A 22666-nucleotide genomic window follows, 5' to 3' on the forward strand; every position below is an offset into this window, starting at 1 on the left:
CGGGGTGGCGAGTAGACTCGGGAACGTTATGACGAAGGCGGGAGACTCGGTGTCGGCGAGCACGAAGGGGACGGCGAAGAACGCGGACGAGGTCATCCTCGGCCCCACCGGACGGCCGTACCACGGTTTCCCCACGCCGCCGACGCTCGACAGCCACGGTCCGGCGCGCATCATCGCCCTGTGCAACCAGAAGGGTGGCGTCGGCAAGACGACGACGACCATCAACCTCGCCGCAGCCCTCGCCGGCTACGGCCGCCGCGTGCTCGCGATCGACTTCGACCCCCAGGGTGCGCTGTCGGCGGGGCTCGGCATCCAGACCCACGACGTCCCCACGATCTACGACCTCCTGCTCGACACCAAGCGCGACCCGCGTGAGGTGATCGTGCAGACCCGTGTCGAGGGGCTCGACCTGATCCCGGCCAACATCGACCTGTCGGCGGCCGAGGTGCACCTGGTCAACGAGGTCGCGCGCGAGACGATCCTCGCCCGCGTGCTGCGCAAGGTCGCCGCCGACTACGACGTCGTGCTCGTGGACTGCCAGCCCTCGCTCGGCCTGCTCACCGTCAACGCCCTCACGGCGGCCCACGGCGTGCTCATTCCGCTGGAGTGCGAGTTCTTTGCGCTGCGCGGTGTGGCTCTGCTCATCGAGACGATCGACAAGGTGCGCGATCGCCTCAACCCCGCGATCGAGCTCGACGGCGTCCTGGCCACGATGTACGACCCGCGCACGCTGCACTCGCGCGAGGTGCTCGAGCGCGTCGTCGAGGCGTTCGGCAACGACGTGCTCGAAACGGTGATCGGTCGCACGGTGAAGTTCCCGGATGCCTCGGTCTCGGGCATGCCGATCACGGAGTTCGCGCCCGAGCACGCCGCCGCACAGGCCTACCTGCGGCTGGCGCGGGAACTGGTCGCCCGTGGCGCTGTCGCCTGACGACGGCACCGCTGCCACCGCGCCGGACGGCGGAGCCGACGAGGCCACCGGCTTCCGGGTGTCTCTGCCCGTCTTCGACGGCCCCTTCGACCTGCTGCTGAACCTCATCTCGGCGCACGAGCTCGACATCACCGAGGTCGCGCTCAGCCGCGTCACCGACGAGTTCATCGCCTATCTGCGGGCCATGGGTCCGGCCGGCGACCTCGACGAGGCGTCGGAGTTCCTCGTCGTGGCGGCGACCCTGCTCGACATGAAGATCGCCGGGCTCCTGCCGCAGGGCGAACTCGTGGATGCCGAATCCGTGGCGCTGCTCGAAGCGCGCGACCTGCTCTTCGCCCGGCTGCTGCAGTACCGGGCGTTCAAAGAGGTGTCGGCGTGGTTCGCCCGCTCCCTGCAGCGGGAGGACCGACGCCACACCCGCAGCGCGCGCCTCGACGAGAAGTACCGCAGCGCCGTGCCGGAGCTCGTGTGGACCCTCAGCGCCGAGGATTTCGCGGCGCTCGCCGTGGTCGCCCTCGCCCCGAAGCAGCCGCCGACCGTGGGCCTCGATCACCTGCACGCGCCGCTGGTCAGCATCCGCGAGCAGGCCGCGATCGTCGTGACGCTGCTGCGCGGGGCGGGAACGCTGAACTTCCGCGACCTGGTCGCCGGCGTGACCCAGACCGGGGTCGTCGTCGCGCGGTTCCTCGCGATCCTCGAGCTCTACCGGCACGCCGCGTTGTCGTTCGAGCAGCTCGAACCGCTGGGGGAGCTGACCCTGCGCTGGACCGCCGAGAGGTGGTCGGAAGAGAACCTCGCCGCCCTGGGAGCCGACTATGACCGATGACCTCGCCGCCCCGACCGAGCGGCCGAACGACACGGCATCCGTGGCCCGTCGCCTGGAGGCGATCCTCCTCGTCGTCGACGAGCCGCAGAGCCTCGTGAGCCTGGCCGCCGCGGTTGCCGCGCCCGTTCCGGCGGTGCGCCAGGCCGTCGAGGCGCTCGTCGCCGATTACGACGGCGAGTCCGGCGGTCCTCGCCGCGGCTTCGAGCTGCGCGAGGTCGGCGGCGGATGGCGGCTGTACGTGCGCGAGGAGTACGACGACGTCGTCGGGGAGTTCGTGAACACCCAGGCGCCGTCGCGGCTGTCTCAGGCGGCGCTGGAGACCCTGGCCGTCATCGCGTACAAGCAGCCCGTGACGCGGGGGCAGGTGGCATCCATTCGGGCCGTGAACGTGGACTCGGTGGTACGCACCCTGCTGGCTCGGGGCCTGATCACCGAGGTGTTCACCGACCCCGACACGGGCGCGATCCACTACGGCACGACGGATCAGCTGCTGATCAACCTGGGGATCAATTCGCTCGACGAGTTGCCCCACATCTCGCCGTTGCTCGACGACGGCGCGGACGGATTCGATGGAGAGGTGCTCAGATGAGTGAGATGGATACCGAGGGCGTACGGCTGCAGAAGGTTCTGGCGAACGCCGGGGTGGCGTCGCGCCGCGTCTCGGAGCAGATGATCGTCGAGGGACGCGTGCGGGTAAACGGCGAGGTCGTGACCGAGCTCGGCTCGCGCATCGACCCCGAGAACGACCTCGTCGACGTCGACGGGGTGGCCGTGCAGTTGGATGCCTCCAAGCGCTACGTGATCCTCAACAAGCCGACCGGCGTGGTCAGCTCGATGAGCGACGACCGTGGTCGGCCCGACCTGCGGCAGTTCACCGCGGAGTGGGAAGAGCGTCTGTTCAACGTCGGACGCCTCGACGCCGACACGAGCGGCCTGCTCGTGCTCACGAACGACGGCGACCTCGCCCACGTGCTCGCCCACCCCTCGTTCGGGGTGACCAAGGTGTACATCGCGAAGGTCGACGGCCTCGTCACCCCGCAGACGATCGCGCGGCTGACCCGCGGCGTCGAGCTCGAGGACGGACCGATCGCGGCCGACAAGGCGCGCCTGCTGGATGCCTCGAAGGGGGCGAGTCTGGTGGAGCTGACGCTGCACTCCGGGCGCAACCGGATCGTCCGGCGCATGATGGCCGAGGTGGGTCACCCCGTCGTCGAACTGGTGCGGCGGCAGTTCGGCCCGCTCCACCTGGGAACTCTCCCGGTGGGGAAGGCTCGGGAGTTGACTACAGTGGAACGTGGCGCACTGTTGACGCTGTCCCGTTCGGACAGCGACGCTCCGGCCGCTCCGGCCGAGTGACACACGGGCGCCGCGCGGTGCCAGCGTCACCGCCAGGGCAGCAGGAGACCCGATGATCGAACCGAACGGAACGCCCGCGCGCGCGGAGGCGCCCTTGGCGACCCGTACGAGCGGCACCGTGCGCGTGGTCGGCTCGGGTCTGCTCGGCGCGAGCATCGGGCACGCGCTGACCGCCCGCGGGGTCGACGTCGTGCTCGCCGACACCTCTCCGTCGCAGCTGCGCCTCGCGATCGACTACGGCGCCGGCCGCGCCGAGCGCGACGACGACCGACCCTCGCTCATCGTGGTCGCGGTGCCGCCCGACGTCGTCGCCGACGTGGTGCAGCGCGAACTCGCGGCCTTCCCCGGGGCGGTCGTCACCGATGTCGCGAGCGTCAAGCTCGAGCCGTTGCGCACGCTGCGCTCCCGCGGCGTCGACCTCACGCACTACATCGGGTCGCACCCGATGGCCGGCCGCGAACGCGGGGGAGCGATCTCGGCGCGCGCCGACATCTTCGTCGGACGCCCGTGGGTGGTCTGCCGTGACGGCGAGACCTCGGCGCACGACCTCTCGCTCGTCGAGGGCCTCGCCCTCGACCTAGGCGCTTCGCTCGTGGAGATGACCCCCGAAGAGCACGACGAGTCCGTCGCGCTCATGTCGCACGTGCCGCAGCTGGTCGCGAGCCTCCTCGCCGGTCGCTTCGTCACCGCCCCCGACGGTTCGCTCCGTCTCGCGGGGCAGGGCGTGCGCGACACCACCCGCATCGCGGCATCCGCTCCCGAGCTGTGGGTGCAGATCCTCGGCGCGAACGCCGCGCCCGTGGTCGAGGTGCTCGACCAGCTCGCCGCCGACCTCACCGACGTCGCCGACGCGCTGCGCGACCCCGACGCTCCCGGCGCCCGCCGGACGGTGGCCGACACCATCCGCCGCGGCAACGAGGGCGTCGAGCGCCTGCCCGGCAAGCACGGCCAGAACCGCCGGTTCGACACGTTCGTCGTCATGGTCGACGACACCGCGGGCCAGCTGGGGCGCCTCTTCGGCGAGCTCGGTGAGCTCGACGTCAACGTCGAAGACCTGCGTCTCGAGCACTCGCCGGGGGCTCCCTTCGGCCTGGCCGAGATCAGCGTCGTTCCCGACGCCGTCCACCGAGCCGTCGACGGGCTCCAGCAGCGCGGATGGCGGATTGCGAGCACCACCCATGACTGATGCCACCCCCTCCCTGACCAAGCCCGCGGTGAGTGCGCCCGCCGTCGTGGCGATCGACGGTCCCGCCGGAAGCGGCAAGTCGAGCGTGTCGAAGACCACCGCCGAGCGCCTCGGTTTCGGCTTCCTCGACACCGGCGCCGCCTATCGCGCCCTCGCCTGGCACGCCCTGGCGCACGGCGCCGACACCTCGGATGCCACCGCGGTGCTCGAGGTGTTCGGCGACTTCGACTACGCCATCTCGCTCGACCCGGCCGACCGCTGGGTGCGCGTGGGCGGCACCGATGTCACGGCCGCGATCCGCGAGCCCCGCGTGACGGATGCCGTGAGCGGCGTGGCCCGCGTTCCCGCCGTGCGGCAGGCGATCAACGACCTGTTCCGCCGGCTCGTGGCATCCTCGGGTCTGCGCGGAGTGGTGGTCGAGGGCCGCGACATCACCACCGTCGTGTACCCCGACGCGCTCGTGCGCATTCTGCTCACGGCCGCCCCCGAGGTGCGCGCCGCGCGGCGCAGCGCCGAACTGACCGACCAGGACGCCGCGAGGGTGGCTGCCGCGCTGCACCAGCGCGACGCCGCCGATTCCACGGTCGTCGACTTCCTCACCGCCGCTCCCGGCGTGCAGGTGGTCGATTCGACCCACCTCGATTTCGAACAGACCGTCGACGCCGTGTTGAACGTCGTCGACTCCACGATGGGAGCCCGCGATGGGCGTTGACGACGAGTACGAAGGCGGGCCCGACCAGCTCGCCGAGAAGATGGCCGAGCTCGATGAGGTCTTGGCCGAACAGCGCGCCGCCGCCTTGCGCGCCGGCCTCGAGGATTTCGACCTCGACGAAGAAGATGCGCAGCTCCTCGCGGGCCTCGCGTCGGGCGAGGACGGCATCGAGTTCTTGCCCGCGCTGCCGGTGGTCGCGATCGTCGGCCGCCCGAACGTGGGCAAGTCGGCGCTGGTGAACCGCATCCTCGGGCGCCGTGAGGCCGTCGTCGAGGACACCCCCGGTGTCACGCGCGACCGCGTGACGTACAAGGCCGAGTGGCTCGACCGCCGCTTCTCGCTCGTCGACACCGGCGGCTGGGAACCCGACGCCCGCGGCATCGACCGCTCGGTGGCGGCGCAGGCCGAGGTCGCGATCGACCTCGCCGACGTGGTGCTGTTCGTGGTGGATGCCACGGTGGGCGCGACCGCGACCGACGAGCACGTCGTGCGGTTGCTGCGCAAGACCAAGAAGCCCGTGTTCCTCGTGGCCAACAAGGTCGACGACGCTCGACACGAGCCCGAGGCCGCGGCGCTGTGGAACCTGGGCCTCGGCGAGCCGCACCCTGTCTCGGCCATTCACGGGCGCGGCGTGGCCGACCTGCTCGACGAGCTCATGAAGGTGCTGCCCCAGATCTCGGCGGTGGCGAAGTACGAGATCGGCGGCCCGCGTCGTGTCGCGATCCTCGGGCGCCCCAACGTGGGCAAGTCGTCGCTGCTGAACAAGGCCGCCGGCGAAGAGCGCGTCGTCGTCAACGAGCTCGCGGGCACCACCCGTGACCCCGTCGACGAGGTCGTCGAGCTCGGCGGCAAGCTCTGGACGCTCGTCGACACCGCCGGCATCCGTCGTCGTGTGCACCTGCAGCAGGGCGCCGACTTCTACGCGTCGCTGCGCACCTCGACCGCGCTGGAGAAGTCGGAAGTGGCCGTCGTCGTGCTCGACGTGTCGCAGTCGATCAGCGTGCAAGACCTGAACATCATCGACCTCGTGCTCGAGTCGGGCCGTGCGCTCGTGCTGGCGTTCAACAAGTGGGACCGCCTGAACGACGACGACATGGAGAACGCCGACCGTCGCCGCTACCTCGAGCGCGAGATCGAGCAAGACCTGGCGCACGTGACGTGGGCGCCGCGCGTGAACATCTCGGCCCGCACCGGACGCCACCTCGACAAGCTCGTGCCCGCGCTCGAGACGGCCCTGGAGTCGTGGGATCAGCGCATTCCCACGGGCAAGTTCAACGCGTTCCTCGCCGAGCTCGTCGCCGAGCACCCGCACCCGCTGCGCGGGGGCAAGCAGCCGCGCATCCTGTTCGGCACGCAGGCGGCCACGCGTCCGCCGACCTTCGTGCTGTTCACGACCGGATTCCTCGACCCGGGCTACCGCCGGTTCATCCAGCGGCGCCTGCGCGAGATCTACGGCTTCGAGGGCACACCGATCGTGCTGAACATGCGCATCCGCGAGAAGCGCCAGCGCTGAGTCGCCGCGCGCGAACGCCCCGTTTTCCCCTTCGGGAAGGCGGGGCGTTCGTCGTTTCGCGTGTGATCGGGGCTCGGCGCGTCGACACTTTCCCGCGTCGGCATCTCGCGCGAAGTGCCGCGGCGGTGGCGGCGTCCTGCGCTGTCGCGAAGAATGCGTCGCGAGTCGGCGTGTCATGTTTCCTGAAAGGCACCTGTGAGTCGATAGAGTCCACTCCGGCGGACTATTCCCGGGCCGCCGGAGTGGCATCCCGTCGATGCCGTGATGGGGGTTCATCATGACCAATCAGCAGGCCGTCCCGGCGCTGAACCAGCCGTACTACGGGGCGCCGATCGGCGCCGCCGTGCAGCGCTTCTTCAAGAAATACGCCACCTTCACCGGGCGTGCCAGCCGCAGCGAGTACTGGTGGTGGGCGCTGGTGATGTTCCTCGTGGGCATGGTGCTCGTCGTCCTGGCCCTCGCCACCGGTGGTCCGACCGTTGATGAGATGGGCCGCGCGGTGGGTCCTTCCGGTCTCGGACTGGTGTTCTACGTGATCTACGGTCTGTGGTCGCTGGTGACGATCATTCCGCACCTCGCCCTCACCGTCCGTCGGCTGCACGACACCAACCGCAGCGGCTTCTGGATCTTCATCGCCTTCGTGCCCTTCGTCGGTGGGATCATCCTGTTCGTGTTCATGCTTCTGGACGCCAAGCCGGAGGGCGCACGCTTCGACGCGTAACACCTTCCTCGACGCGCCCCGACCCGCTCTGGGTCGGGGCGCGTCGTCGTTTCGGCGGCGGCGTGTGACGCGAGGCGCGCCGGGCGCTTCGGGGGTGTGCCAGGCTGGAGAGGATGACGATCCAACCTCCCGCCCCCGGCGAACCGCGGCGTCCGCACGGGCCCCGCGATCCCGGCGATGCCTGGGTGGTCGCGCCCACGGGGGAGAGGTACTGGGGCCGGTTCGGTGCCGCGGGCCTGCTCGCCCTCGACGCGGCGCGCGGCGTGCTGCTGCAGCACCGGGTGTCGTGGAGCCACTTCGGCAACACCTGGGCGCTCCCCGGGGGTGCGCGGCACGAGGGTGAGTCCGCGCGCGACGGGGCCCTGCGCGAGTCGGCGGAGGAGGCGGGTGTGCCGGTGGATGCCGTGCAGCCCCGCTTCGAGAGCGTGCTCGACCTCGGCATCTGGAGCTATTCGACGCTCGTCGCCGACGTGACCACGCCGTTCGAGCCGGTGATCAGCGACCCCGAGAGCGTGGCGCTGGAGTGGGTGCCGGTCGACGAGGTGGCATCCCGCCCGTTGCATCCGGGATTCGCCTCGGCGTGGCCGGTGCTGCGCGACGCGCTGTCGGCGCGCCCCGCCGTGATCGTCGACATCGCGAACGTGATGGGCTCCACACCCGACGGGTGGTGGAAAGACCGCGCCGGCGCGGCCGAACGCCTGGTCGGTCAGCTCTCGCGACTGGCCGTCGACGGAATGGATGCCGAGCACCTCGGCCTCGCGGGAACGCGCTGGTTCCCGTTCGTCGCGGCGGTGCTCGAGGGCGAGGCGCGTTCCGCGGACGTGGATGCCGGTCAGGTTCGGGTGTTCCACGCCCCGGGGTCGGGCGACGACGAGATCGTCGAGGTCGCCCGCGCGCTCGTGGATTCCCGAAACCCGGTGATCGTCGTGACGAGCGACCGCGGGCTCGCGGCGCGGGTCGAGGAGCTCGGGGCGTCGGTGCGCGGCGTGCGGTGGTTGCGGGAGCAGCTGGGCTGAGGGGCTGGTTCGACGCTGCGGTGACAGTAGCGCCGCTGGCCGGCGCGGGGCGCTGGCTCAGTGATGCGCACAGCTTCAGTTGCGGCGGTGGTGCGTCGGCTGAGTCTGTGCGCATCGCTGAGCGTGGGCGCGGCGGGGGGCCGGGGCGGTGGTGCTGGCCGGCGCGGGGCGCTGGCTCAGTGATGTGCGCAACCTAAGCTGCGGTGGCGGTGGGTGGGCTGAGTTTGTGCGCGTCGGTGAGGATGTGCGCGGCGGGCCGGGGGCCGAGCGGGAATGTCGTCAGTCGAGGTCGCGGCCGCGGAGCTTCTCGATGTCGCGGCGGTCGCGCTTGGTGGGGCGTCCGGCGCCGCGGTCGCGGACCGGAACGAACGGCATGCTTTCCTTCGGGGGCGGCGGGGGAGTGCGGTCGTCGACCGCCTCGGCCACGAGCGCCGCGCCGACGCGCTTCGCGATCGTCTTCTTTACGACGAGGATCCGGTCGAACCCTTGGATGCGCACGCGCAACTCGTCGCCCGGGCGCACCGGCTGGGCCGCCTTCGCCCGCTCGCCGTTGACCCGCACATGACCCGCGCGGCACGCCGTGGTCGCCGCCGACCGTGTCTTGTAGACGCGTACCGCCCACAGCCACGCGTCGACGCGGGCGGAGGTGGTGGCATCCGGCATTCGGGCTCCTTCGGGCGAACCTCCATCGTAAGTGGCTGTGGAGAGGCGCCACACGCCCGGGCTGCGTCTGGTTCGCGGCGGTGCCGAGGAGGGGCTAATATAGGGGAGTTGCCCGCTCGCGGGCGACGGGATGTGGCGCAGCTTGGTAGCGCACTTGACTGGGGGTCAAGGGGTCGCAGGTTCAAATCCTGTCATCCCGACCATTTCGAGGATGTTCAAACCATTGGACAAGTTGAGCCTCGTAGAGGTCGACGAAAGGCCTCCCGCAGAGATGCGGGAGGCCTTTTCTGTCGCTGTTGTGTCTGGCAGCATCGCGTTGCGGGTTATCGGCCAAAAAGTGTGTATGGGTCGGGCGTGTTAGCCGCGTCCTGCCCATCCGGTTCGGGTCCAGAGGCCTTCCTCGGGGTTGAGGGCGGTGTCGTAGAGGGCGGGCCCGAGGGGTTCGTCGACGTGCGCTGCGGGGATGGGGGTCTCGGTGGGGCGTGCGAGGTCGAGGGCGTGCTCGAGGGGAAGTTCTCGGAGGGTGAGGAACCATTCGACTGCGCGGCGGCGGTGCTGTTCGCTCATTCCGCGGTGTCGGCGCAGCAGGTCGCGGATTTGGGCGTTGAGGCTCTCTAACGCGGAGGTCGTGCGCGGGGTGCCGTAGACGATGTGAGTGAACAGGGTCTGACGGCGTGTGACCAGGCGCATCAGTAGCCAGGCTTTGCGGAGGCGGTCGTGGGTGAAGCCCCACTGTCCGTTGCGGAACATGGTGCGTTCCCGGGTGAGGTGACCGAAGGCCTGCCACCATTGCTCGAGGCGAAGCTGCCACTCGATCGCGGCGGTTTCGTCGCGGACGGCGCTGAGGTCCATCACCAGGCGTCGTAACGCTTTGCCGGCGGTAGTTCGCGGGTGTCGCGTCAGATGGCGGGTGATGTTCATTTGCAGGTGGAAGATGCAGCGTTGATGCGCGGTCTCTGGCCAGCATCGTCTGAGCGCGCTGGGTAGACCGGAGCCGCCGTCGGAGACGAGGACGGCGGGCGCGGGAACCTGTTCCACCAACGCAGCCCACGCGGCGGTCGATTCGCGGGCGCACCACTGCCAGGCCAGGACGCGTCCGGTGTCGCTGAGAGCGATCAGTAGGCACCACGTTCCTACCCAGACACCGTCGACGAGGACGGCGTGGTGGACCGTCTCGACTTTCCCGAGATCGGGAACCAGCTCCCAACACCACGCAGACCGGCGGCGGAAGGATCGTCCCGACGCCGTCCCATCTGTTTCGGCTTGGGTGCTCTTGCCTACGATCCAGTTCACGAACCGGCGGAGCTGTTCTCGACGCGCGACGTCGGGACGGCGCCTGGTCGACGATGCTCCGCACGACGGGCACCGCCACCGCTGCGTCCCTGCCGACGTCCGCCCGTTCTTCACCAGCAGCGACCCGCATACCAGACAAGTCGTCGAGTTCGTCGGAAGGTCCACGACTAAGGGTCGCGGACCATACCGATCCCCGATTCACCGCGAAATCACGCGGCTAAACGACCATCCCATACACACTTTTTGGCCTATAACCCCGCGTTGCCGCTTCCTGGGCGGCGTTGGTGGATTGCCGCGTTGATGTCTGTGCGCCGAGCGTGGATATCGATCGTGTCCTCCTCTCGGTGCCAGGTCGATGAGGCGTTCTTCTTGAGCCTCGAGCTTCTTGAGTTCGAGGTTGAGCGACTTTCGCGCTTGAAGCTGCGCCGCCTGGCTTCCGCCCAGCGTTTCGTCGAGCGCAGCGCCCAGGACGCTGGCGTCCTCGTCAGTGAGTCTCTCTTGAGCGACTCGTCGCGCCACCGCTGCCTCGACATCGTCCATGCGGATGGTGCCCACTGGGCAGCTGTCCCGCTGTTTGCCGGAGCAGCCCCAGTACTCGTACGTGCCGCCGTTTCCCGTGTTCTGCGTGTACACCAAGCGTCGGTGTCTGCCGTCACTTTCGCACTGCCCGCAGAAGAGTAGTCCTTGCCATACAACCGACGCGCGACATACCTGTGGTGGTACCACTCGCCGCTCGCACGAAGACAAGCGCGGCTAGCTGGTGACGCCGTTCTCGTTGGATTGCCCGACCGGAACGGGCGGAGCACGGACGTGCCCGCCGTCGCGCGAAAGCTCCTCATCGGTTCGACCTTGTGTCAGGTCGAACTGCAAGGTCTGAACTCAGACGAGTGGCGAGCAGCGCCGAGCGAACCGCAGACGTACATAGACGTCATCGTCGGCGCGACCTTGATGATGGAATACGCGCCACACCGACAGCTGCGCGTCGTCCAACTCGGGTGATCACAGGCGGCGGACTTCTCCTACCCGGGAGCGGTCCGCCGCCTCTTCAACTCGTAGCCGTGGTGGGAGCTTACGCGGAACGGTCCGCCACTCGGGCTTCCGATATCGACATCGACTTTGCAGTGACCGTAGCTGCGAACACGGTGCACCGGGCCTAGTCAAAGTGGCATGGCGGACGACGAGCACAGATGCTGAATCAAAGCCGGCATCGTGCAAGAGCGGACCGAGCGGACCGAGGTTCATGAAGCATGATCGCGAACGTGAAAGGCTCGGCCTGAAGCAAATTCCACAACGCGCGGTGTCGTCCCGGCTGGCTATCATCCGAAGATGCCCGACAGCGTCTTGCCCGCCGACTTCGAGTTCGACTTTGTGCCCGCCGCCCACGCTCCCGCGGAGCTCCAGGAAGTCGCGCGGCTGTACTGGGAGCTCGGCGGGATTGACGGGTACTCCGACGCCGTCGTCTGGACGCGCAAGACGACCGAGATCGACTTCAAGCCTTGGTCCGGCACGGTCCACTACGCTGCCGCGGCTGGGGGAGTGGCGACCTCCCCGACCTTCGCGTGCCCGACCTGCGGCGGACCGCTCACCCTCGGCTCCCGACAGACGCTTGCCGACGCCCGTCGCGGGCTCGCGCCGGAATGCCGCGACTGCAACGGCACCGTCAATCAGCGGTCGGCCGCCGTGCTGGATCCGTCAGCGCTCGCAAAGCGGCAGAAAAAGGCCGAGGACGACACGCGGGCGCGGGCCGCGGCGGAGATCAGCCGCGAGCAGGACGCGGTTCGGGCGCAGGGCGAGGCGGCGCTCGAAGGCCGGCGTCGCGCCGCCGTCGCGGCGAAGTATCCGACCGAGACGGACGATCCCGGCGAGTACGACCTCGAGCACGCTTCGGTGACCGCCCGCATTGGCGCGCTGGCCGTCATCCAGGCCGTGAGCGATTCCACGGGGACCATCCGAGTTGGACGCTACGACGAAGCTCAGATCGCGCCGAACGTCGACCTGTCAGTGGAGCTCCTCGCGGACGCCTGGCGGGCCCACCTGCTGCTCATCCACCCGTCATCGCCGTCGAACGCGTTCGTGTGGGACGAGGAGGAACCGGCGGTGCTCGGATCGAGCATTTACACGGAGCGGACGAACTTCATGGCGCCGGGCGACGGCCCACTCGGCCGCCGGCTGGAGCGGTTCGCGGGCTACGTGCGCGACTACCTCAAGCTCGACGTGCTCTGGTCTACCCACCGCAAGGAACTGCGCGATCTGGCACGCGCGCTTGTCACGGAGGAAGCGATCCGCTACTTCCGGCACCAGCTTTCCGATCACGGATTCCCCGACCCCGCCGACCATCACCTCGAGACGTTGCGGAGCCACGCCCACCGCGGCGCCCAGCACTTCTCTCTCGGCCAGCTGTACCGGATGGCGTGGACGTCGGCACGCAACGCCGCCTCGGCCTACGAACGGAACCGCGGCATGAGCAAGGAGAAGGCCGCCGCGCACGGCGTCAACAGCTTCGTCGGGTGGGTGCAGCGTGCTATCGACGCGCCGGAAGAGCTTGGCGACCACTTCCGGGAGGATTTCGAGCTGCCGCTCACCGCCGCGACTGACGTCGTGTTCCGCGTCGTGCTTGGCCTCAGCCCGATGCGGGCGCTTCCGGAGGACGTCGACGCGGCGCTCGGGGGTTCGCCCGACGAGGAGCTCCGCCGCGGATGTGACGACCGGATCCCGGAACGCCGCGAACTGATCGAGTGGCTGCGGACCGACGAGGAATGGTCCACGGACGCGTTCCGTTCCGCGTTCGAACGGATCGGCGGATCGCATTTCGAGCTCTGCGGGCCGGGCTGCGCCCACGAACGCGCCGCAACGGTCGCCTACCAGGCGTCGCGGGTTTTCGATCGGATCGTCTCGCGGCTCGGCGACCGCGACGCCGCGATCGCGACGGCGGAAGCGACGTCCATCGGCAACGAGAGCCACTTCCGTGGGCGGAGCGGCGACCTCGTGCTCGAACTGGTCGTGAGGGGCTTGGGGTGGTCGCCAAGCACAGACGAGCAGGTTTTCGATGGCGACGCGGGCGCGACCGCTTTCTGATCTTCTGGTCGATCTGTCGGCCGGGCGTGAGGAACGAATCGGTGACAGGTTGAATTGATGCAGCGTGGCGTCAATAGCCGTCGGGTGGCTGCGCGGGTGGTGACTGGATAGCTGCAGTTGCTGCTGTAGCCTCACGCGGCTTTCCGTCAATGCGGCCTTGAGATCCATCTCGTGGGCTCTCACGTCCCGACCGCCGACTGAACGAACTGAGAGGCGTCGACGCACAAAGACATCACCACAGTCACGTGGCATCCCTCGCGAACACGATACGGTCGCAACGGAGTCGAGAGGAGACCTATGCCATTCCGAGCGCTGACCTCGGGTGAGGGTGCTGTCGCCGATGTGGTGTTCGTCCATGGCCTGCGTATGCTGCGCGGGAGTCGCGCGACCGATTGGCGTCAGCGCCGCGTGCCGGGTTCATTCTGGCCCGAATGGTTACAGCAAGAGTTTCCGAATGTTCGGGTTGGCATGCTCTCGTACGATTCGGCAGCCTCGCGCTGGTTCGGGACCGCAATGCATCTGGAAGACCGCGCGACCAACGTGCTGGCTACCCTTCGCGCGCACGGAATCGGAGAGCGCCCCATCATTTTTGTCGCCCATAGCCTGGGCGGCCTAGTCATCAAAGAGATGCTGCTTCAATCGCAGGCGAGCTCGAACAGCGACGACAGACGCGTCGCAGATCGCTGCCGCGGCGTCGTCTTCCTGGCAACCCCGCACACCGGTTCGGCATTGGCGACACTCGCCAGCCGAATCCGTGGACTACGCGGCACCCGAGCAATTGCCACCCTGCTGAATAATGACCCGCATCTGACACACCTGTCTCGCCGATATAGCAGTTGGGTCGCGCAAGAAGGGCGTCCTCGACACCTCGTACTCACGGAGAACCGGCCCGTCGCCGGTGGCCTGATCGTCGTCACCGCAGCTTCGGCGGATCCAGGGATTTACGACGCACGGTTGCTGTCGGTCGATGCCGATCACAACAGCATTGCAACGCCCATTGATCGCGACGACTTTGTCTACGAGCAGACGACTCGGTTCGTCCGCGAAACCTTAGCTGACCGCGAACCCGAGTCGGTGACCGCCGGTACCACGGCAACGGCCTCAGACGCGGCCGCAGCATTGGCCGTTGCGTCGCGATCTGCCCGGCACGAACTAACGCCGGACATCCTCCCGTCGATGACGCGAACCAACCTCTTAGAGCGGGTACTCGAGTTCCGTACGCCGATCCAGATCCTGTTCGGAGAGGGAGGTCTAGGCAAGTCTGTACTGACGGGTCAACTCTTCGACGCGCTCGATGGACTCCGCCCCGTAGTCCTTGTCGCGTGCTCGATGTTGCGGCTATCCCAGCGAACCTCCGAAGCCGATCAAATTGATGCAGCGCTCGGAGCACTCTCCGGGAGCCAAGAAGGCACTCTCACCGCACGCGTAAAGAACCTTGAGCCTCGACCAGTCGTAATTATCGACACAATTGACCTGCTTCTGAATCAATCCAATGGGGACGAGATTGCCGTCCTTCTCGGCCGCCTCAGCCAGGTAGGCGACGTCATCGTGACGTGTCGCGCCCGAGAATGGCACGATCTGCTTGCGCCATTCTCAGACACCCTCGCGCTGGAGTCGGCACCGGTGCCACCACTCGATCGGGATCAAGTGCTCGAGTGGGTGGACGCATATCTCACCGCGAAGAAGGTCGCCTCGGACAAAGCGCTTGCCTTCCGATTCAGCGTCGAATTGGCGCTCGAAGTGAAGCGCGGGCTCGCGGTGCTCGGGGTTCCCCTTCGCCTCGCGATGGCGTGCCAGTTGTACGTAAGCACAGGTAGGTTGCCAGATAATCTCACAGCTACACGGCTGTACTCCGAATATTGGTCGAGTCGGGTGAGCGCAGAACGCGATGGTCGGCGAAACACGGCCGCGGCGGTCGCGAAAGAGCAGGCGGCCTTCCAAGTCGCGAATGACATTTGGGATGAGAGCGTTAGTCGCTTCATCGAGGACGTGGCTCCGATTGATGACACCCAATCGACAAACGAACTTATCAGCGAGGGCGTGCTCGGCCGAATGGGTGGGAGACTGCACTTCTTCCACCAGACGTTTGCGGAGTTCTCCGTGGCCAAGTACCTCGCCGTTGGGGGGAGCCAATCCGATCTGGAACGCCTCGGCAACGGTTTGCGATCCAGGATCTCCGGTTACTGGGGGGTCATCGGGCATCTCCTGCTTCATGAGCTCTCCCCCCAACGTTTTGAGGCCATCCAGAGCCTCATTCCCATCGACTTCATCGAGGGGGCTCGGGTCAGCATTATCGGTGCACTCTCGCTCGACGACGTAGAACAGACAAGCAAGCTTCTTCACCGAATCGCTACCCAACAGCCAGAGGAGTTCGCGGCAGCAGTTGACCTGCTCGAAGATGCCGCTGGCCAAGACGTGCCCGCCGTGGTGGGCATCCTGATCACGATCGTCGAGGACGTCGAGTCTCATTTGACCGCCGTCGTGCACGCGCTGGGCTCCCTCATCGTGCGCCTGCCCCATGCGACCGCTGTTTCTGCGTTGGCGGATGTTCTGGACGCACTGATCGCTCGGTACAGGCAACGCGATCCGCTGATCGACACCGAGGCGCAACGATTCCTTCGGGCGATCCTTCAAGGCGACACCGGAAGAGACCTGGGGCTGCTGACCACGGCCCTAGCGCGCTATCGACTGCTGCCCGTCGCAGGGAGACGAGCGATCTGCGCCGCAGTCGACTCTGCCGATCCCGTGGCCCGCAGGGAGTTCCTCGACGTCGCGCTGGCGTCGCCCGTGCCCCCGGGCGCCGTTATCGATTGTGTCGAGCTGTTGAAGGCGGAATGGCTGGATCAGGACGCGCGGACTCGACGAGGGTGGCACAGCTGGCGGGAGGTTCTCGGACAGAGGATGCCAGATCTGTGGGACGCAGTCCAGGTCCGTGTGGTCGGCTTCGGCCGGGACAGCATCGAAGCAGGTGAGATGGTCTCGGAGTGCCTTCGGCCCCGTCTCGAGATTCCTCGCGACAAACTAATCAACGCAACCCTGTTTCTCGCCGACGACCACCCGGACTGGGCGATTGAAGCGGTACTGAACTGCGGTGTAGATGAGGACCGGGTTGCGGTGGCAGCCCTATCTCAAATCGCGCTGCAGCTGCGCGCCACGCTCAGTCCTGCGCGCGCCACGGAGTTGGTCGCGATGCTGCGGACCGTTGCACATATCGAACCGAGGCGAGCGTGGCCCGCGATGGTGAAGGTGGCTGCCGTCGACTCCGAAGTGCTCGGGTCGTTGCTTACGGAACTTTCAGGGCGGGACGACGTGCACCCAAGCAACCCGCAATGGGTCTCGATCGTCGCGTCGTCGGTTGACGCGGTCGCAGACGCGCTCGGACCGCATGGCACCAAGCGGGAGTGGGATGAACTCAAGCCCCTGCTGGAGCGTTTCGATGAATCAGCCAATGAACGCCTCAGAGCGGTGTGGGGAATAATGTCGTATGCCGACGTCGACGCCCGGGCGCGGGTCGACGGAGCTTTCGATTCGAACCGTCTTCGCGACCAGAAGGCGATGATGAACGCAATCCTGGGCGCCCGGGAACAGCTGTCTGCGCAGGAGCGGGCCGACCGCCTGCCCTGGACGATCAATCTGTTGAGGGCACGCAATGACGGAGTCGTCAGCAACCTGGCCGAGCACCTTCGCCATGATGCAGCGACGGGATCATGGACCCTCACCGGAACGGCATTCGTCGCAGAACGGCTCCGAATCGCACTGCAGCGGGAAGAGGATCCCCAGGCGAGCGGTGCCCTGCTTGCGCTTCTCGCGACCATCGTTCACGACGGCCCACGCGAATCACATCCGACCCCGGACCAACTGCATCAGCTTCTCGACATCTACCGTTCGGGCATCGTCGGCGCAATCTCCGCAGGCGAGCAGTCCGCGCTCTTGAGTGCGACATACAACCAATATTCGGACGCGTTGCGGCGCCTTGTGAAACCGATCCTGGGGATCGATGCGATGGAGCGGTTAGTGATCGATCTACTGACCGAAGTGGACGCCGGCGCAGTCGCACAGGGCGCGATTCGCGTCCTTGCCAAGAACCTCGCGGCGTTGGTGCGGGCCGCTCCCGATCGTTGGCCGGCCATCGAGAGGCAGTGGGCATCTGTGCCTGAAGCAAACAAACAGGCCATCGCCGAGACCGTCCTGAACGGACTCATCTCTGACCGGGACGGCACCGCGTTACGACTGGCTGCGCGCGACGACTGTCCCCCCACGGTTGCCGCGTACCTTCATCGACGTGCAGCCTGAGGCATCCCGCAACTGAACGTCAATCTCTGAGCTCATGTCGAATTGCTCAGCGAAGGAGAATCCTCGCATCGCCAGATTCTTGCGAGGAGAGGGCGTTCCACCCGTTGACTGAATCGGCCTGACTTTCGTTCCTATCGGGAGCATTGTCCGGCGGGTGCCGGTTTGGATGATTCTTGGTGAGCGTAGTACGTGTCCGCGACCTCGTTGGGGGTGCGCATGTCGAGCGCGCCGTGGAGGCGGGAGTTGTTCCACCATCACACCCATTCGAGCGTTGCGAGTTCGACCTGCTCGACCGCGCGCCAGGGGTCTCGTTGAAGCGCCCCGGGTTTGTTGGAGGCTCCCGGGCTTGGAAAAGACGATGGGGTTATGCCGAAGGATCTGGCGAATGGGAAGTCGACGACACGTCGCCGCTCAGACGCGAATAGGGCGCAAGTGGGTTCCTCGCGGGAGGAAGTTGTACTCTTGCGGCTGGCCCCGTCGGCACTTACGGAATAGGTCGTGTCCAGGAAGACGGCCCATCGGTGTACTACGGCGGCTGTGCTCCCTCGGAGCAAGGGCTGGATGCGGCGTGCAAGGCAGGTGGGGTTGGTGATGGAAGTGCTGTTCTTTTCTCTAAAGGAGATCCCCGCTCCCGCCGCACCCAACCTGATTCTTGGGGTCATTCTTCTGATCATCGGTGTGGTGGTTGTCAGCCAACGCGAGCGAATATATCGAGCGACCGTTCGCGGAGAGATGCGGTGGTTCGGGAGGGGTCTCAGTGAACTCCTCGAGCGTCTTCAAAGTGCGTTCTGGGTTGGAGTCGCGGGCGGGTTTGGCGTGCTGATGGGAGCGGTGATGATCGGCTATGCCGTGTGGAGATTCTTCAGCTCGACTGGGCTCTGAAACGGGGACGCCTCAGGAAGGCCCCATGGGTCCCGATCCCAAACGCCTCAGCCCAAGGCCGTGCCAGACTGCGGCGCCGAAGGCCCCTGCTCCCGCACGACCGTGGCATCCATCGGCTTCTCGTCGATCTGCACGCGTCGGAGGGGGAGTGCATCGGGGTGCGCGGTGCGCACCCACTCAGCGAGCTTCTCGCGCACGAGGCACCGCAGATCCCACAGCCGGCCGGAGTCGTCGGCGCTGACGAGGACGCGCACCTGCAGCGTGCCGCCGACGGCATCCGTCACCTGTACTCCCTGCGCGGCGCGATCCCACAGCTCCGTCTCGGCCAGGATCCGTTCGAGCTCGAGCCGCATCTGGTCCACAGGAACGCGCCAGTCCAGGTCGAAGTAGACGGTGCCCAGGAGCGCTCGGCCGAGCTTGGTCCAGTTCTCGAACGGGTTGGTGGTGAAGTACGTGCACGGCAGCACGAGGGTGCGCTGATCCCAGAGTTCCAGCACGACGTAGCTGAGCGTGATCTCTTGGATGCGGCCGTACTCGCCTTCGACCACGACGACGTCGCCGACGCGGATCGCCTCGCTGAAGGCGAGTTGCACGCCCGCGAACAGGTTGCTCAGCACCGACTGGGCGGCCAGGCCCGCGACGATCGACGCGATGCCAGCGGAGGCGAGCACACTCGCGCCGACGGCGCGCACGGCATCGAAGGTCATGAGGATGCCGCCGGCCGCGACGACGACGATCACCACGATCACCAGGCGGCGCACGATCTGCAGCTGGGTGCGGATCTTTCGTGCAGAGAACGTGTCGCTCTCCACGAGTCGATAGCGCTGGCTCCCGCTGTCGACGAAGAAGAGGAACAGCTGACCGAGCAGCCACGCCCCCGCGATGATGACCAGGATGCCGAACAGATGCTCCAGGCCGCCGCGCAGGCCTGCGCTCACGGGGAGAGCGGAGATCGAAACCGTGAGAGCCACGAGCAGCAGGGTGATCCGGAACGGCCAGCTCACTCGTTCGCGGAGTTGGCCCGCCCACCTCTTCCGGCGGCCGATGAGCGTGAGCGCCACGCCCACGACGATCATGATCGCGATTACGACCCCCACGGCCACGCCGGCCACGATCGCGAATCCGCCCCAGCTCTGCCAGTTCTGCTCGATCTCTTCGGTCACGCGCGTCCTCCCGATTGGATCTGTCCACGGTAGAGGCGGGCCCCGGGGCGGGGGCAAACGGACAGGCCCGATATCGCGGCGCGCGAACGTCGATGCGATGGATGCCACCCCGGGCAGCGTGAGCGTCAAGCGCCAGCGATCCGGGGGCGAGCCACGCGCCCGCCCCCGGGGTTCGAATCAGCTGCCGCTGAGGTTGCTCTGCGCCTCTGCGGTGCGGTCCTTGACCGAGTCGGTGGCATCCGTCGTCTCGTCCTTGATGGTGCCGGCGGCCTCCCGGGCGCGCTCGCTCACGGCGGCCGCAGCATCCTGCGCGGGCTCCTTCATGTTCGACGCGGCCTGCTTGGCGACGTCGGTCACCTCGTCGACGAGCGGCTGAGCCTGCTCCTTCGCCGAGGCGGCAAGGCCCTTCTCCTTCTCGGAGGCGGGAATGAGAGCCGCAGCGAGCAGTCCCGCGCCGAAGGCGATCAGCCCGACCGCGAGAGGGCTGCCCTCGGCTTTGCCCTTCGCGGCGTGGGCGATCTTCGAACCCGATTCGGCCACACCGGAGGCGGCCGACGAGACAGAGGACGAGGTGTCGTCGGCAGCACCCATCACGCGGTCGCGGAACGAGCCGAACACGCCCTTGATCTTCGCGGTCTGTCGGTCGGCGATCTTCGACGGGTTGACCTTGTCGGCCAGCGCATCCACGTCTTGACCGAGCTCGACGCGAGTGTGCTCGATATCGGCGCGAATGGCCTCGGGTGAATCGCTCATTTGTTTTCCTCGTTCCTCTGGAATGTCTGCGGGATTTCCTGCAGGGTCTCCGCGGTCTGCGGGGCGCCCTTTACCTTTTTCATCTGCTTTCGGCCCACGACGTACAGCACGAGGGCGATCACGGCCCACACGAGCGCGACGATGACGCCGGCCCAGCCGCCGCCCACGAGCTCGGACAGTGCGGCCCACAGGCCGATCGATAGGAACAGCACCACCATGGATGCCGCGTACCCCGCGCCTCCGAGGAGGCCGGCGCCCTTCGCCGATGTCTTCGCCGATTCGGTCAGCTCGGCCTTGGCGAGCGCGATTTCCTGACGCATGAGCGTCGAGAGGTTGCGGGTCACCTCTCCGAGAAGGTCACCGAGGCTGGACGATGCGGCGCGCTGCTCAGACGGTGTCGGGTCGCTCATCCTGACCCTCCCGTCGGGTGTTCGCGGTCGAGTCGAACAGGGGGGAGTCGCCCACCGGCTCGGCGACGGTGACAGACGTCGCGCCGGGCATCGGCGCCGTTCCGGTCGCCGGGACACGGGGGGATGCCGAGGGCGACGACGTGGGACGCGCGGCCCCGGCCGTGGAGGACGACTGGTCGTTGTGATCTGCGGCGAGAGCGCGCACGAGACGGCCGGCCACGATTCCGGCGAGCGCGGCTCCACCGATGAAGACGAGGGGGCGTCGTCGAGCGAACCGCGTGACCTCGTCGAGCACGTCCGCCGGTTCGCGGTCGCTCAACCACGACGCCGCGCCGGACACGCGGCTCGAGAGCTGCTGCACGAGATCCGTGGCGATGCCGCCACCCTCGGAGCCGCGAGCCATCGAACCCAGCTCATCGCCGGCGGCCTCGAGACCCTTCGCGAGACGCTCCTGCTGCTGCGAGGCCTGGCCGCTGAGTTCGGTGCGGCTCTGGGCGTACAGATCCTTGATCTGCGACTTCGCCGCGCCGGCGACAGCGACGGCCTCATCCTTGGCGGTGTGCGCCACGTCCGACGCCGCGTGGGTCGCCGAGTCCTTCACCGCGCTGGCCTCGGACGTGGCCTTCTCCGCGGTGCCCGGGTGGCCCGTCACCGCCCCATCGATCTGGCTACCACTGGAGTCAAATCCACTTGACATGGCCTGTCCTCTCTTCGCGCGACCGGTTCTGGTCGCTGGACAGGTGTAATACGGCGGCACATCGATCTCCGCGCGGGTTGCGCTATCGCGAGAGCTGTGTCACTCGCGCGCAGGAATGCTGAGAAACCGTCCGGCGCGCTCTCGCGCTGACCTCAGACGGCATCCGGCGCAGACAGCGTCTCGTCGCGCTCGATCGCGCGCCGGCAGTTGTCGCGCACGGTGTCGAGGAAGGTCTCGGCCGCGCGGGAAAGCCGCCGGGTGTTCGCCCAGGCCGCCGCCACCGTCCACTGCATATCGATCCAGGGCGTCTGCAGGGTAACGAGGCCCGGGTGGTCGCGCGCGACCGCTTCGGTGAGGAAGCCGACGCCCACGCCCGCGGCGACGTAGCCGCTGACGAGGTCGAGGTGCGGCACCTCCACGATCGTGCGACGGGCGATACCGCGTGCCATGAGCTCGCGGTCGGTCGACTCGCGCAGCGTGAACCCTCGGGGGAACTCCACCATGCCCGCCCCGGACAGCTCTTCGGGCTCGACCGGCGAGGAGCGTTCCGCCCAGGGGTGGGAGGTTCCGCAGGCCAGCACGAACTTCCCGGTGAGCAGAGGCTCGACCGTCAGCTCGGGCGAGTATGCGAACGGCAGCACGACGAAGCACACGTCGAGCACGTTGGCGAGGATGTCGTTCTGCAGGGCGACGCTCCCGCCGAGGGCGGACTTCACCGAGATACGCAGATCCGGATGCCGTTGGTGAAGCGTCGCGATGGCGGTGGCGATCGAGACGATGTCGGGGGTGGCGAGGACGCCGACGGCGACGTGGCCGCCGATCCCGCCGCCCGCGAGGGCCGCGGCGGAGTCCTTCGCCTCTTCGAGCGCCGCCACCGCGGCCCGTGCCGCGGGAAGGAACGACCGGCCCTCGGGGGTGAGCGTGACGGCGCGGGTGCCACGGTGGAGGAGTTGCAGGCCCGTCGAACTCTCGAGGGCCTTCACCGACGCCGACACCGATGACTGCACGAGGTGCAGGCGTTCCGCTGCTCGGGTGAAGCCGCCCTCCTCGGCGACGGCGATGAAGGCCATCAGCATGCGAGGGTCCACGTTTACTCCCATCGGAAACATCGATCGCTGCGAACGAAATTAGTCGTTGTACATCGATGGGTGGAACCCCGCATCCTTTCTGTCGACC

The 22666-nt window shown here is 67.6% G+C and carries 20 protein-coding genes and 1 tRNA gene; 13 read left to right on the plus strand and 8 right to left on the minus strand.

Features of this window, described 5'->3' with window-relative positions; translation table 11 throughout:
* Positions 1-28 precede the first annotated feature (28 nt).
* The 9 genes from ACU6WY_RS05200 to ACU6WY_RS05240 all read left to right on the plus strand — a co-directional run bounded on the left by ACU6WY_RS05200 (position 29) and on the right by ACU6WY_RS05240 (position 8261).
* Entirely contained in the window at positions 29-931 is a 903-nt protein-coding gene (locus ACU6WY_RS05200; protein ID WP_483821390.1) for a ParA family protein, read from the plus strand.
* Positions 915-1757 carry a segregation and condensation protein A gene (locus ACU6WY_RS05205; RefSeq protein WP_483821391.1) on the plus strand — a complete coding sequence of 281 codons (843 nt, stop codon included), beginning with the start codon at positions 915-917 and terminating at the stop codon, positions 1755-1757. Before ACU6WY_RS05200 ends, ACU6WY_RS05205 begins: the two co-directional genes overlap by 17 nt.
* Positions 1747-2346 (plus strand): SMC-Scp complex subunit ScpB, encoded by a 600-nt coding sequence (gene scpB / locus ACU6WY_RS05210; protein ID WP_483821392.1) that lies wholly within the window; start codon positions 1747-1749, stop codon positions 2344-2346. Before ACU6WY_RS05205 ends, scpB begins: the two co-directional genes overlap by 11 nt.
* Positions 2343-3113 (plus strand): pseudouridine synthase, encoded by a 771-nt coding sequence (locus tag ACU6WY_RS05215; protein WP_483821393.1) that lies wholly within the window; start codon positions 2343-2345, stop codon positions 3111-3113. Before scpB ends, ACU6WY_RS05215 begins: the two co-directional genes overlap by 4 nt.
* Positions 3114-3165: 52 nt before the next feature.
* Complete coding sequence (locus ACU6WY_RS05220) at positions 3166-4299, plus strand: prephenate dehydrogenase (protein WP_483821394.1); 1134 nt, start codon at positions 3166-3168, stop codon at positions 4297-4299.
* A complete protein-coding gene (cmk, locus tag ACU6WY_RS05225) occupies positions 4292-5011 on the plus strand; it encodes a (d)CMP kinase (RefSeq protein ID WP_483821395.1) in 720 nt (239 codons plus the stop codon). Before ACU6WY_RS05220 ends, cmk begins: the two co-directional genes overlap by 8 nt.
* Complete coding sequence (gene der, locus ACU6WY_RS05230; RefSeq protein ID WP_483821396.1) at positions 5001-6524, plus strand: ribosome biogenesis GTPase Der; 1524 nt, start codon at positions 5001-5003, stop codon at positions 6522-6524. The genes cmk and der overlap by 11 nt, the downstream gene beginning before the upstream one ends.
* Before the next feature lie 277 nt (positions 6525-6801).
* Positions 6802-7245 carry a DUF805 domain-containing protein gene (locus tag ACU6WY_RS05235; RefSeq protein WP_483821397.1) on the plus strand — a complete coding sequence of 148 codons (444 nt, stop codon included), beginning with the start codon at positions 6802-6804 and terminating at the stop codon, positions 7243-7245.
* Between the two features lie 113 nt (positions 7246-7358).
* Positions 7359-8261, plus strand: coding sequence for an NUDIX domain-containing protein (locus ACU6WY_RS05240; RefSeq protein ID WP_483821398.1), 903 nt, complete (start codon positions 7359-7361; stop codon positions 8259-8261).
* Positions 8262-8540: 279 nt separating this feature from the next.
* Here ACU6WY_RS05240 and ACU6WY_RS05245 read toward each other — a convergent pair whose 3' ends face one another.
* A complete protein-coding gene (locus ACU6WY_RS05245) occupies positions 8541-8924 on the minus strand; it encodes an RNA-binding S4 domain-containing protein (protein WP_483821399.1) in 384 nt (127 codons plus the stop codon).
* 126 nt (positions 8925-9050) lie between these two features.
* Here ACU6WY_RS05245 and ACU6WY_RS05250 point away from each other — a divergent pair.
* Positions 9051-9127 (plus strand) — tRNA-Pro (locus ACU6WY_RS05250).
* A 154-nt stretch (positions 9128-9281) separates the two neighbouring features.
* Here ACU6WY_RS05250 and ACU6WY_RS05255 read toward each other — a convergent pair.
* Both ACU6WY_RS05255 and ACU6WY_RS05260 read right to left on the minus strand, forming a co-directional pair.
* Positions 9282-10382 (minus strand): IS1249 family transposase, encoded by a 1101-nt coding sequence (locus ACU6WY_RS05255; protein WP_483821400.1) that lies wholly within the window; start codon positions 10380-10382, stop codon positions 9282-9284.
* 33 nt (positions 10383-10415) lie between these two features.
* Positions 10416-10850 (minus strand): recombinase zinc ribbon domain-containing protein, encoded by a 435-nt coding sequence (locus tag ACU6WY_RS05260; protein WP_483821859.1) that lies wholly within the window; start codon positions 10848-10850, stop codon positions 10416-10418.
* A 693-nt stretch (positions 10851-11543) separates the two neighbouring features.
* Between ACU6WY_RS05260 and ACU6WY_RS05265 the strand changes: the two genes are divergently transcribed.
* The 3 genes from ACU6WY_RS05265 (at position 11544) to ACU6WY_RS05275 (ending at position 18467) form a co-directional block, all read left to right on the plus strand.
* Positions 11544-13292 (plus strand): hypothetical protein, encoded by a 1749-nt coding sequence (locus tag ACU6WY_RS05265; protein ID WP_483821401.1) that lies wholly within the window; start codon positions 11544-11546, stop codon positions 13290-13292.
* Between the two features lie 297 nt (positions 13293-13589).
* Entirely contained in the window at positions 13590-17585 is a 3996-nt protein-coding gene (locus ACU6WY_RS05270; RefSeq protein WP_483821402.1) for an alpha/beta hydrolase, read from the plus strand.
* Between the two features lie 591 nt (positions 17586-18176).
* Positions 18177-18467, plus strand: a complete 291-nt coding sequence (locus tag ACU6WY_RS05275; RefSeq protein ID WP_483821403.1) for a hypothetical protein — start codon at positions 18177-18179, stop codon at positions 18465-18467.
* Positions 18468-18514: 47 nt separating this feature from the next.
* On the opposite strand, the gene ACU6WY_RS05280 is transcribed toward ACU6WY_RS05275, so the two are convergent.
* From ACU6WY_RS05280 to ACU6WY_RS05300, 5 genes are all read right to left on the minus strand, one after another.
* Positions 18515-19630, minus strand: coding sequence for a mechanosensitive ion channel family protein (locus tag ACU6WY_RS05280; protein ID WP_483821404.1), 1116 nt, complete (start codon positions 19628-19630; stop codon positions 18515-18517).
* Between the two features lie 177 nt (positions 19631-19807).
* A complete protein-coding gene (locus tag ACU6WY_RS05285; RefSeq protein WP_483821405.1) occupies positions 19808-20383 on the minus strand; it encodes a DUF3618 domain-containing protein in 576 nt (191 codons plus the stop codon).
* A complete protein-coding gene (locus ACU6WY_RS05290; protein ID WP_483821406.1) occupies positions 20380-20793 on the minus strand; it encodes a phage holin family protein in 414 nt (137 codons plus the stop codon). Before ACU6WY_RS05290 ends, ACU6WY_RS05285 begins: the two co-directional genes overlap by 4 nt.
* Entirely contained in the window at positions 20771-21490 is a 720-nt protein-coding gene (locus tag ACU6WY_RS05295; protein ID WP_483821407.1) for a hypothetical protein, read from the minus strand. The genes ACU6WY_RS05290 and ACU6WY_RS05295 overlap by 23 nt, the downstream gene beginning before the upstream one ends.
* Positions 21491-21642: 152 nt before the next feature.
* Complete coding sequence (locus ACU6WY_RS05300) at positions 21643-22566, minus strand: LysR family transcriptional regulator (protein ID WP_483821408.1); 924 nt, start codon at positions 22564-22566, stop codon at positions 21643-21645.
* Positions 22567-22666: the final 100 nt, after the last annotated feature.

The organism is Microbacterium sp. ZW3a, assembly GCF_057167165.1.

Excerpts from the sequence above, each read along its gene's own strand:
- ACU6WY_RS05200 (WP_483821390.1), top strand. The coding sequence starts at position 29 with ATGACGAAGGCGGGAGACTCGGTGTCGGCGAGCACGAAGGGGACGGCG.
- scpB (WP_483821392.1), top strand. The coding sequence starts at position 1,747 with ATGACCGATGACCTCGCCGCCCCGACCGAGCGGCCGAACGACACGGCA.
- ACU6WY_RS05215 (WP_483821393.1), top strand. The coding sequence starts at position 2,343 with ATGAGTGAGATGGATACCGAGGGCGTACGGCTGCAGAAGGTTCTGGCG.
- ACU6WY_RS05220 (WP_483821394.1), top strand. The coding sequence starts at position 3,166 with ATGATCGAACCGAACGGAACGCCCGCGCGCGCGGAGGCGCCCTTGGCG.
- cmk (WP_483821395.1), top strand. The coding sequence starts at position 4,292 with ATGACTGATGCCACCCCCTCCCTGACCAAGCCCGCGGTGAGTGCGCCC.
- der (WP_483821396.1), top strand. The coding sequence starts at position 5,001 with ATGGGCGTTGACGACGAGTACGAAGGCGGGCCCGACCAGCTCGCCGAG.
- ACU6WY_RS05235 (WP_483821397.1), top strand. The coding sequence starts at position 6,802 with ATGACCAATCAGCAGGCCGTCCCGGCGCTGAACCAGCCGTACTACGGG.
- ACU6WY_RS05240 (WP_483821398.1), top strand. The coding sequence starts at position 7,359 with ATGACGATCCAACCTCCCGCCCCCGGCGAACCGCGGCGTCCGCACGGG.
- ACU6WY_RS05245 (WP_483821399.1), bottom strand. The coding sequence starts at position 8,924 with ATGCCGGATGCCACCACCTCCGCCCGCGTCGACGCGTGGCTGTGGGCG.
- ACU6WY_RS05265 (WP_483821401.1), top strand. The coding sequence starts at position 11,544 with ATGCCCGACAGCGTCTTGCCCGCCGACTTCGAGTTCGACTTTGTGCCC.
- ACU6WY_RS05270 (WP_483821402.1), top strand. The coding sequence starts at position 13,590 with ATGCCATTCCGAGCGCTGACCTCGGGTGAGGGTGCTGTCGCCGATGTG.
- ACU6WY_RS05275 (WP_483821403.1), top strand. The coding sequence starts at position 18,177 with ATGGAAGTGCTGTTCTTTTCTCTAAAGGAGATCCCCGCTCCCGCCGCA.
- ACU6WY_RS05285 (WP_483821405.1), bottom strand. The coding sequence starts at position 20,383 with ATGAGCGATTCACCCGAGGCCATTCGCGCCGATATCGAGCACACTCGC.
- ACU6WY_RS05290 (WP_483821406.1), bottom strand. The coding sequence starts at position 20,793 with ATGAGCGACCCGACACCGTCTGAGCAGCGCGCCGCATCGTCCAGCCTC.
- ACU6WY_RS05295 (WP_483821407.1), bottom strand. The coding sequence starts at position 21,490 with ATGTCAAGTGGATTTGACTCCAGTGGTAGCCAGATCGATGGGGCGGTG.
- ACU6WY_RS05300 (WP_483821408.1), bottom strand. The coding sequence starts at position 22,566 with ATGCTGATGGCCTTCATCGCCGTCGCCGAGGAGGGCGGCTTCACCCGA.